Raw genomic sequence first — 9789 nt, 5'->3', positions numbered from 1 at the left:
GTTAATTATTTTTTTCGTTAATTTGAGCATGGTTGATTCGTGTTTTGATTGTTTTGTCGTGATTACAAACTTAACACTTGTCAACCTTATTTATTTCTACCTAATTAACTTTAGACAACTTCATTATTAGGTGAGTGTTATTCAATCGGCCTTATAACATTTTGTTCAATTTGAATGTTTTACTTTATTTAAATTATTTTTAACCTTTCTGATAATTTGGATTTGGTCCAATTTATGTTGCTATTTTTTCTCTTTTGTCTTTAAATCTGTAGTTTTAAAGTAATAATACATCTAGAATCGTCAATAGGTTTATATAAAACAAATGCTATCTTTTTCACCTCCTCAGCAATATCTCATTCAAAATATTCAAACATTCAATTTTTCTGTGAATCATATAGTTCATCCATTTGTTGCCATAAAAAGCATAAACTAAAAACTATGTCGATTACTAAAGAATCAGAGTTAGAAGGTATGAAAAAAGTGAGTGAAGCTGTAGCCCTTACTTTAAAAGAAATGCGTAATTATGTTAAACCTGGCATGACCACTAAAGAACTGGACGATTATGGTGCTAAAATATTAGATAATTTAGGGGCTAAACCGGCACCCTCTCTTACTTATGGTTTTCCGGGCACCACCTGTATCAGTGTCAATAATGAAGTAGCTCATGGTATTCCTTCACATAAAACTGTCTTACAATCAGGAGATTTGATTAATATTGATGTTTCGGCTGAGTTGAATGGTTACTGGGCTGATAATGGTGGTTCGTTTGTTTTAGATGAAGATATTTATCAGCATCAGGAATTAGTTCAAGCTTCTAAACGCATATTGAAAAAAGCTATCGACCAGATAAAGGGTGGAGTTAAAATAGCAGATATTGGTAAACTCATTGAAACCGAGGCAAAGAAATCCGGCTATAAGGTCATCAGAAATCTTACGGGACATGGTGTAGGTAGAAGTCTGCATGAAGAGCCACAAGAAATTGCCAATTACTATGACAGATATAATACAACAAGATTCAGAAAGAACTCTGTAGTTGCAGTGGAAACCTTTATTTCAACCCATTCAACGATGGCGGATACTCAAAGCGATGGCTGGACACTATTAGGCAATAAAGGCGGCTATGTAGCTCAACATGAGCATACCATTGTAGTAACAGCTGATAAACCCATCATTCTCACGGAAATGAATGGAATATGGTAGTAATTTATTGAGTGAATGAGTGATTAAATTATAATACTTCATTCAAGCAATCACTTTTGCTCCTTAAGTCCTCTCTGATAAAATAATCACTCAATCACACATTCACTAAATCACTAAATAAAAATGGAATACAGACAATTAGGAGCATCTGGTTTAAATGTTTCAGTTTTAAGTTTCGGTACTGCCACTTTTGGTGGTAGCGGTGAATTCTTCAAGGCCTGGGGAAGCACACAGGTAGAAGAAGCAACCCGCCTGGTTGATTTATGCCTTGAAGCAGGTATTAATTTATTTGACACGGCAGATGTATATTCACAGGGATTATCGGAAGAAATATTGGGCAAGGCCATCGCCGGAAAAAGAGACCAGCTATTGATTTCTACCAAAGCTACTTTTACTTTTGGTAAAGGGCCAAACAATCAGGGGTCTTCTCGTTTTCATTTATTGAAACAAGTTGAAGGCAGCTTGAAGCGACTGAATACCGATTATATTGATATTTTCCATATGCACGGTTTTGATGGTGTGACACCTGTTGAGGAAACACTTCGTACACTTGATGATTTAGTACAATGTGGTAAAATCAGATACCTGGCAGCTTCTAACTTTTCAGGCTGGCATTTGATGAAATCTTTAGCTATTTCAGAAAAATATGGGTGGAATCGTTATGTAGCACATCAGGTATATTATGCCTTGACTAACCGCGATTATGAGTGGGAGTTGATGCCATTAGGAATTGACCAGAAGGTTGGTGCTATAGTATGGTCTCCTTTGGCAGCAGGTTTATTAGGCGGTAAATATAAACGTAATCATCCTAAGCCTACCGATACTCGTACAGCACAGGGAGGAAGTCCTGTTCCATCAGCGGTGGTAGATGATGAACTTCTTTATAATGTGGTTGACGTCCTAGAAGAAATTGCAGCAGAAACCGGAAAAACCATTGCACAAGTTGCGATCAACTGGTTAGTGCAAAGACCAACCGTTTCAAGTATTATTATCGGTGCCAGAAATGAAAAACAATTGAAAGAAAACTTTGAAGCTATAGGCTGGAACCTGACAACTGAACAGGTAAAAAGATTAGATAAAGCAAGTGAGGTACCCCCTATTTATCCGTATTGGCATCAACGTCAGAATCTGACTTTGAATCCTCCGCCTAAATTTTATTAAGGGGTGGAAGTAAACGTTTTTTTACAATTCCAACGGAGGGATAATATCGACCTTTGTTGAAATTTAAAACCATCAGAAAATGTTTACACTCAATCAAATCAAAGAAGCACATGCGAAAGTAAAAAGTGGAGCTGATTTCCCGAATTATATTCAGGAACTATCGCAATTAGGAATTTTAAAGTATACAACTTATGTAAATGATGGGCATTCCCAATTTATTGGTAAGGATAAATACACGCTTACTTCTGAGTCAAAATACCCTGTCAAGACAATCGCTGAAGAAAGTAAAATGTCTGAATTTCAGAATTATTTGAAACAACATCAGCAAGGCCAATCTGATTACCCTACTTTCTGCACACAAGCAGCAGAAACAGGTGTAGAAAAATGGGTATCTGACCTAATCAATATGACTTGCACTTATTATAATAAAAAAGCTAATGCGATGTTAGTTGAGACCATCCAAGGTGTTTAAGACTCTAACAAAGCAGAAACACAAAAGGCCTCCCATTTGGGGAAGCCTTTTGATTTTATGATTACTAATCTTAAAGTGTACGTTTTACTTCTTTAATTTCATAACTTTCGATAGTATCGCCTACCTCAATGTCATTGAAACCTTTGATACTCAAACCACACTCAAAATTAGTTCTTACTTCATTCACATCATCTTTGAAGCGTTTTAATGCAGAAATTTCTCCCTCATGAATAACGATACCTTCTCTGATTACACGTACTTTGTTATTACGTTTGAAGCTACCATCTGTAACATAACATCCGGCAATAGATCCTACCTTGCTGATTTTGAATACTTCTCTTACCTCGATTGTTCCAACAACTGTTTCTTCCTCTTTCGGTGCCAGTAAGCCTTCCATTGCATCTCTGATTTCGTTGATAGCATCATAGATGATAGAATACAATCTGATTTCAATTTCTTCCTGGTCAGCTATTCTTCTCGCACTGTTTGAAGGACGAACCTGGAAGCCGATAATAATGGCATCGGCAGTTGAGGCAAGGTTCACATCAGATTCAGAGATTTGTCCAACACCTTTGTGAATGATGCTCACTTGTACTTCATCAGTTGATAGTTTCAATAATGAGTCAGACAAGGCCTCTACTGAACCATCCACGTCACCTTTCACAATTACGTTTAACTGGTGGAAAGTACCGATAGCTTTACGACGGCCAATTTCTTCCAATGTGATATGTTTTCTGGCTCTTAAACTTTGCTCACGGATAATCTGCTCACGTTTGTTCGCAATTTCACGTGCCTCACGTTCAGTCTCCATAATGTTGAACTTATCACCTGCTTGAGGTGCACCAGGTAAACCTAAAATCTGAACAGGCGTTGATGGTCCAGCCTCTTTGATTCTATTACCTAAATCATCGATCATTGCTCTTACACGACCAAAGTATGGCCCTGCAAGAATAATATCTCCGACTTTGAGTGTACCGTTTTGTACCAGTATAGTAGCCACATATCCACGACCTTTATCTAAAGATGCTTCAATTACTGTACCTACCGCCGACCGGTCAGAGTTGGATTTTAATTCAAGCAATTCGGCTTCAAGTAAAACTTTGTCAAGCAACTCAGCGATACCGATACCTTGTTTAGCAGATACTTCCTGTTCCTGATATTTACCACCCCAGCTTTCAACCAGAATATTCTCTTTCGATAAATCTTCACGTATTTTAGCTGGGTTTGCACCAGGTTTATCAATTTTGTTGATAGCAAATACAATTGGTACTCCAGCATTTTGCGCGTGATTAATTGCCTCACGGGTCTGTGGCATCACACTGTCGTCAGCCGCTACTACAACAATTACTACGTCTGTGACCTTTGCACCTCTGGCACGCATGGCCGTAAAGGCTTCGTGACCCGGAGTATCAAGGAAAGTAATCTTTTTACCTTTATTCGGTCCTTCTTTCATCTCTACCGAGTAGGCACCAATGTGTTGGGTAATACCCCCTGCCTCACCGGCTGCTACACGTGCACGACGAATGTAATCGAGTAATGAGGTTTTACCGTGGTCAACGTGTCCCATGATGGTGACAATCGGTGCTCTTGGGTCTATATCTTCAACATCTGCGTCTTTATCTACAGTATCAGTCTGAACTTCGTCTTCGGCCGAGATAAACTGGACATCATATTCAAAATCAAGGGCAATCATCTGAATTACCTCAGCATCAAGGCGCTGATTAATAGATATAAACATACCCATTTTCATAGCCGCAGAGATTACCTGAGTAACTGATACATCCATCATTGACGCTAATTCAGCGGCAGAGATAAACTCTGTTACTTTCAGTATGTTGCTGTCCTCTTGCTCTTGTAAAACACGTTGTTCCTCCTGATCCGCACGCATCTTACGTTTATCCTTACGATATTTCGCTCCGAAGTCAGGCCCTTTGGTCTGCATACGAGCCATCGTTTGCTTAATCTGCTCTTTTACCTCAGTTTGAGATACCTCTTCACGACGCTCTTTCTTCTTCTTCGGATCTGGTTTTTTGTTAGCATTTGCTGTACCACCTCCTGTTGTTGCAGGATTTTTAGGTTTAACTGCACCGCCTTCATTGCTATTTACCTTTTCAGCTCTCTTCACACGTTTGCGTTTACGCTTACGTTTAGCATCTTCGGCGCTAGAGCTTGAGCTACCTTTTTTCTCAACTGGTAGTTCAATTTTACCTAATACTTTCAAGCCCTGCAGTTTTTCACCTCTTGCCTGAATTAATTCAGGTTCATCGTCTTCTTGCTCCTCTACTGGCGGTGGTGTAGGCTTCTTAAATGCCGGACTCTGAGGTCTTTGCTCATAAGTAGGTTTGGTGTTCTGATAGCCGCTCTGACCTTGTTGCCCCTGTTGAGGAGGTCTTGGTGGTCTGTTCTGGTCTCCACCCCTATTATCTCTATTGGCAAAATCTCTGTTACTCTGGCCTTGGTTCGGGTTATTCGGATTAGTATTAGGTCTATTCGGGTTATTCCAGTTACTGTTTCTGTTCTGGTCCCTATTATCTCTATTATTAAAATCTCTATTGCCTTGGCCCTGGTTATTTCTATCTCTGTTCTGAGAAAAATCTCTATTTTGTTGATTATTATCACGATTCGGACGATTATCCCGATTCTGATAATTATCTCTGTTGCCTTGATTATCCCTGTTTTGAGGATAATCCCTATTACCTTGGTTATCTCTGTTCTGTTGGAACGGAGTTTTCGGTGTTTCAGCAGGTTTTTGAGGCTCTACTGTTACTTTAGGAGCTTCTTTCTGAGTTTCCAAAACGGGGGGTTTTACCTCTTCAACTGCTTTTTCTACCTTTGGTTCTACTTTCTCTTCAACCTTAGGTGGTTCTACTACTGTTTTAACAGGTTCAGCTACAGGTTTCGGAGATTCTTCAACCTTAGCTTTTTCAGCAACTATAGGTTCGGTTTTAGGAGGCTCCGGTGTTATTGGTGTCGATGGTGTAGAGGGTTTCCTATCTAAATCTATTTTCCCTAAAACGGTCGGGCCTTGCAGCTTTTGCTCTGCACGGATTACCTCCACCGGTTGTTCAGGAGTTTTCTCTACTTTTTTCTCTTCGACTTTTGGTTGATCTCTAAAATAAAGGATATCCATATCACCTGATGAAGTAGATTTTGGTTCTTCAGCAGGTTTTGAAGCCGAACTCTCCTCCAGCAAAGAAGAACTATTAAATTCTTTTGATAAGATATTTAATTGCTCAAAATTGAGTTTGGCGTTTGGATTGTTATCAATACGATGCCCCTTACCCGCTAATTTCTCTACGATGGTAGTAATACCAACGTTTAGTTTTTTCGCCGCAAGGCTTATTCGCATTTCTTTTGATTCTATCATAAAGTAAATTAAAAATCTGTTGTTTATTTTGAGTTGCCGGATTTATCAGAAAGAATTAAAAAACCTTCACCATTATAGATAACACCAATTAAGCGTCTCCTGTTCCCTGAGTTTCTTTATTCAAATTCTTTACTCAAAATTTCTAATACTTCGGCAATGGTTTCTTCTTCAAGTTCGGTTCGACGAGCTATATCTTCAACTGATAATGCTAATACTGACTTTGCAGTGTCGAGACCAATCTTGCGGAACTCATCAAGAATCCAGTCCTCAATTTCGTCAGAGAATTCTGATAAGTCAACATCTTCCTCCTCTTCTTCTCCTTCAAGGTCACGGAATACATCAAGCTCCATGTTTACTAACTTCCCAGCTAGTTTAATATTCATGCCACCTTTACCGATAGCTAACGACACCTGATCTGGTTTCAGATAAACTGCTACACGTTTCTTATCGTTATCAACCTGAATACTACTGATTTTTGCAGGGCTTAGCGCTCTCGAAATCAATAAATTAAGGTTTTCAGTCCATTGGATAACATCAATATTCTCATTCTCTAATTCACGCACAATGGTGTGAATACGAGAACCTTTCATACCTACACAAGCGCCCACCGGATCGATGCGGTCGTCATACGACTCAACAGCCACTTTAGCTCTTTCACCCGGCTCACGTACAATTTTACGTACAGAGATAAGTCCGTCTAAGATTTCAGGAATTTCTTGTTCAAATAAACGTTCCAGGAATACTGGTGATGTACGTGATAACGTAATACGCGGTGTTCCGTTGTTCATTTCAACTTTATGAACTACCGCCTTGATGCTAGTGCCTTTTCTTGGGCGGTCTTTCGGAATCTGTTCTGATTTTGGAAGCACTAATTCATTGCTTTCGCCATCTAAACAAACTAATTCTTTACCTAAAATCTGATAAACTTCTACAATTATTAACTCTCCTACCAAATCTTTATATTTGGCATACAACATCTCTTTCTCTAAATCTTTAATCTTCTGAATTAAGGTCTGACGTGCAGTTTGCACAACACGACGACCAAAATCTTCTAATTTTACTTCATCAGCTACTTCTTCACCAATTTCAAAGTCAGGCTGAATCTTCTGAGCTTCTGACAACATAATCTTATCAGGGTCCCAAATATCCTCAGAGTTGTCATCTACGATTTCGCGTGTACGCCACATTTCCAAGTCGCCGCTATCGGCATTTATGATAACATCGAAGTTGTGGTCTGTACCAAATTTTTTACGAATCATTGTCCGGAATACGTCCTCTAATACCTTTATCATGGTTGGACGGTCAATGTTCTTTTCACGGGCAAATTCTGAAAACGATGCAATTAACTCTCCGCTGTGCATATTCTATTCATGAGTTAGCGATTTTGTTGATTTAGTGAATGATTCGCCTCATTCATCAAAACTCATTAAATCAAATTTCTTAATTATATTTTTATTTAAACGAAATAATTACTTGTGCTTCTTTAATGTTTTCAAGTGAAATGTTTATAGGTTCGATGGGATCGTTTTTTGCTTTACCTGTGCGTTTTTTGTCTTCAATCAAAGTAATTTCCTGGTTAGCAAGACCCTCCAATTTACCTTTGACCTCTTTCCCATCTTTTAATATTACTTTCAGATTCCGTCCGATATTCTTCCGATACATTCTTTCGCTTTTTAAAGGAAAATCTATACCGGGTGATGAAACTTCTAAAGTATACTTATCAGGCATGATTTCATCTAATTCTTTGCCTAATTTACGACTAATTTCGGTACATTCGTCGATAGTAATCCCTTCATCAGAGTCTAACAAGACTGTAACTTTACTGTTTACTCTTGACAAGGATACTTTAACGTCCGCTATGAAATACTTATCGTTTTCGAGTAGTGGCTGTAAAAGTTCTTCGATTTTTTGTTTTTGATCTGTATTCATATTTCCGCTGTACCGTAACTCTCCAAAAGGGTGAGTTTCCTTACTATACAAAGAAAAAAGGAGGGCTTCGCTCCTCCTTTTTCACAATTCTTAGGCAAAGATAGGACTATTTTTCCTTTTTTACAAATTTGATTAAGAAATAAACACATTTCCATACTGCAACATCCCTACTCAATCAGTTTTGTCTTTGCCTAAGGCAATCTTTACACACAATATTAAAACGCATATCTATGCTGATTTGGTATAGAAAACTGAAATATTGAATATTTTTTGATTTCTTTGCTATCCATTATATCATTTATATCATTGCTTACTATACCCTGCTTTAATAATTATGAAAAAAGTCATTTTCTCATTACTTATTCTTTGCGCAATTGCCTGCAAAGAAAGTTCCACTCAAACCGATGCTTCACAAGCCAAAATCAATCAATTAGCTGAAAAATATATCCGATTGGGGCTGACCATAGGGCAATATGATAGCGATTTTGTTGATGCCTATTATGGCCCTGATTCCCTGAAACCCAAAACTCAACCAAAAGACAAGTTTCCCAAAGATAGTATATTGGCAGCGGTAAATGGTTTGATTGGACAATTGATTGAATTCAATCAGACCGAGAATAACGATACTTTAGCCAAAAGAGCTAAGTGGATGTCGGGCCAACTAATAGCATTTGGCCGAAGAATCAATATTTATACGGGCAAGTATCAGGCATTTGATGAGGAATCGAAAGATTTATTCGGTGTTGCAGCGCCTTCATATCCTGAAAGCCATTATCAGGCTTTGGTAGCACAATTAGATAGTTTGCTCCCTGGCTCGGGAAGTATTAATAGTCGATTCGAGAAATTAGCTAATCAGTTTATTATTCCAAAATCCAAGATTGATACCGTTTTTAAAACTGCTATTGCCGAAGCCCGCAAACGCACTTTAGAACACTACCAGTTACCTGCTAACGAAAACTTCACGCTGGAATATGTCACAGGCAAGCCGTGGTCGGGTTATAACTGGTATCAGGGAAATTATCAAAGTAAGATTCAGATAAGCATTGATATGCCTATTTTCATTGAGCGCGCCATCGATTTAGCCTGCCATGAGGGTTACCCAGGGCATCATGTGTATAATATGTTGTTGGAGAAGAATTTGTACCATGATAAAGGTTGGACGGAAGTTTCTTTATATCCCCTATTCAGCCCGCAATCATTAATTGCGGAAGGAAGTGCCAATTATGGTATTGAAGTGGCGTTTCCAGGTACTGAAAAGAATAAATTCGTAAAAGAAGTACTATTACCTTTAGCTGGATTAAATGGTGCGAATACTGATTTATATTTTCAGGCCTTAGCCCTGAAAGGTAAACTGGCCTATGCCCGCAATGAAGTTGCCAGAGGCATTATTAATAATACCATGAATGAAAGCGAGGTAACAAAATGGCTGACTAATTATGGTTTACGTGAAAAGACATTGGCTAGCAAAGACATCAATTTTATCAAAAAATACCGCAGTTATGTGATTAATTATAATTACGGACAAGATATTGTAAAAAATTATATAGAATCAAACGGAGGAACGGCAAGCGATGAGGCTAAACGCTGGGAATTATTTGGTTGGTTGCTAAGCAATCAGGTGCGCCCAACTGATTTGATTAAACCAGTTAAATAGTAATAA

7 protein-coding genes are annotated in these 9789 nt (G+C 38.4%); 4 read left to right on the top strand and 3 right to left on the bottom strand.

Annotated features, from left to right (window positions below; genetic code table 11):
- Positions 1-438 precede the first annotated feature (438 nt).
- The 3 genes from map (at position 439) to D0T08_RS21820 (ending at position 2833) form a co-directional block, all read left to right on the top strand.
- Positions 439-1200 (top strand): type I methionyl aminopeptidase, encoded by a 762-nt coding sequence (map, locus tag D0T08_RS21830; protein ID WP_116984837.1) that lies wholly within the window; start codon positions 439-441, stop codon positions 1198-1200.
- 123 nt (positions 1201-1323) lie between these two features.
- Positions 1324-2361, top strand: coding sequence for an aldo/keto reductase (locus tag D0T08_RS21825; RefSeq protein ID WP_116984836.1), 1038 nt, complete (start codon positions 1324-1326; stop codon positions 2359-2361).
- 79 nt (positions 2362-2440) lie between these two features.
- On the top strand, positions 2441-2833 hold the full coding sequence (locus tag D0T08_RS21820; protein ID WP_116984834.1) for a DUF1398 domain-containing protein: 393 nt from the start codon (positions 2441-2443) through the stop codon (positions 2831-2833).
- A 70-nt stretch (positions 2834-2903) separates the two neighbouring features.
- Here the strand turns inward: D0T08_RS21820 and infB are convergent, their stop codons facing one another.
- The 3 genes from infB to rimP all read right to left on the bottom strand — a co-directional run bounded on the left by infB (position 2904) and on the right by rimP (position 8129).
- The gene (gene infB / locus D0T08_RS21815) at positions 2904-6182 is read right to left on the bottom strand and encodes a translation initiation factor IF-2 (RefSeq protein WP_229239022.1); all 3279 of its coding nucleotides are present in this window, start codon (positions 6180-6182) and stop codon (positions 2904-2906) included.
- Positions 6183-6316: 134 nt separating this feature from the next.
- On the bottom strand, positions 6317-7561 hold the full coding sequence (nusA, locus tag D0T08_RS21810) for a transcription termination factor NusA (RefSeq protein ID WP_116984831.1): 1245 nt from the start codon (positions 7559-7561) through the stop codon (positions 6317-6319).
- Between the two features lie 91 nt (positions 7562-7652).
- Positions 7653-8129, bottom strand: coding sequence for a ribosome maturation factor RimP (gene rimP / locus D0T08_RS21805; RefSeq protein ID WP_116984830.1), 477 nt, complete (start codon positions 8127-8129; stop codon positions 7653-7655).
- A gap of 334 nt (positions 8130-8463) precedes the next feature.
- Between rimP and D0T08_RS21800 the strand changes: the two genes are divergently transcribed.
- Positions 8464-9783 carry a hypothetical protein gene (locus tag D0T08_RS21800; RefSeq protein ID WP_116984828.1) on the top strand — a complete coding sequence of 440 codons (1320 nt, stop codon included), beginning with the start codon at positions 8464-8466 and terminating at the stop codon, positions 9781-9783.
- The last annotated feature ends 6 nt before the right edge of the window (positions 9784-9789 follow it).

The organism is Emticicia sp. C21 (genome assembly GCF_003418935.1).
Classification (GTDB): Bacteria; Bacteroidota; Bacteroidia; order Cytophagales; family Spirosomataceae; genus Emticicia.
This window is presented reverse-complemented; position numbering and strand designations above follow the sequence as displayed.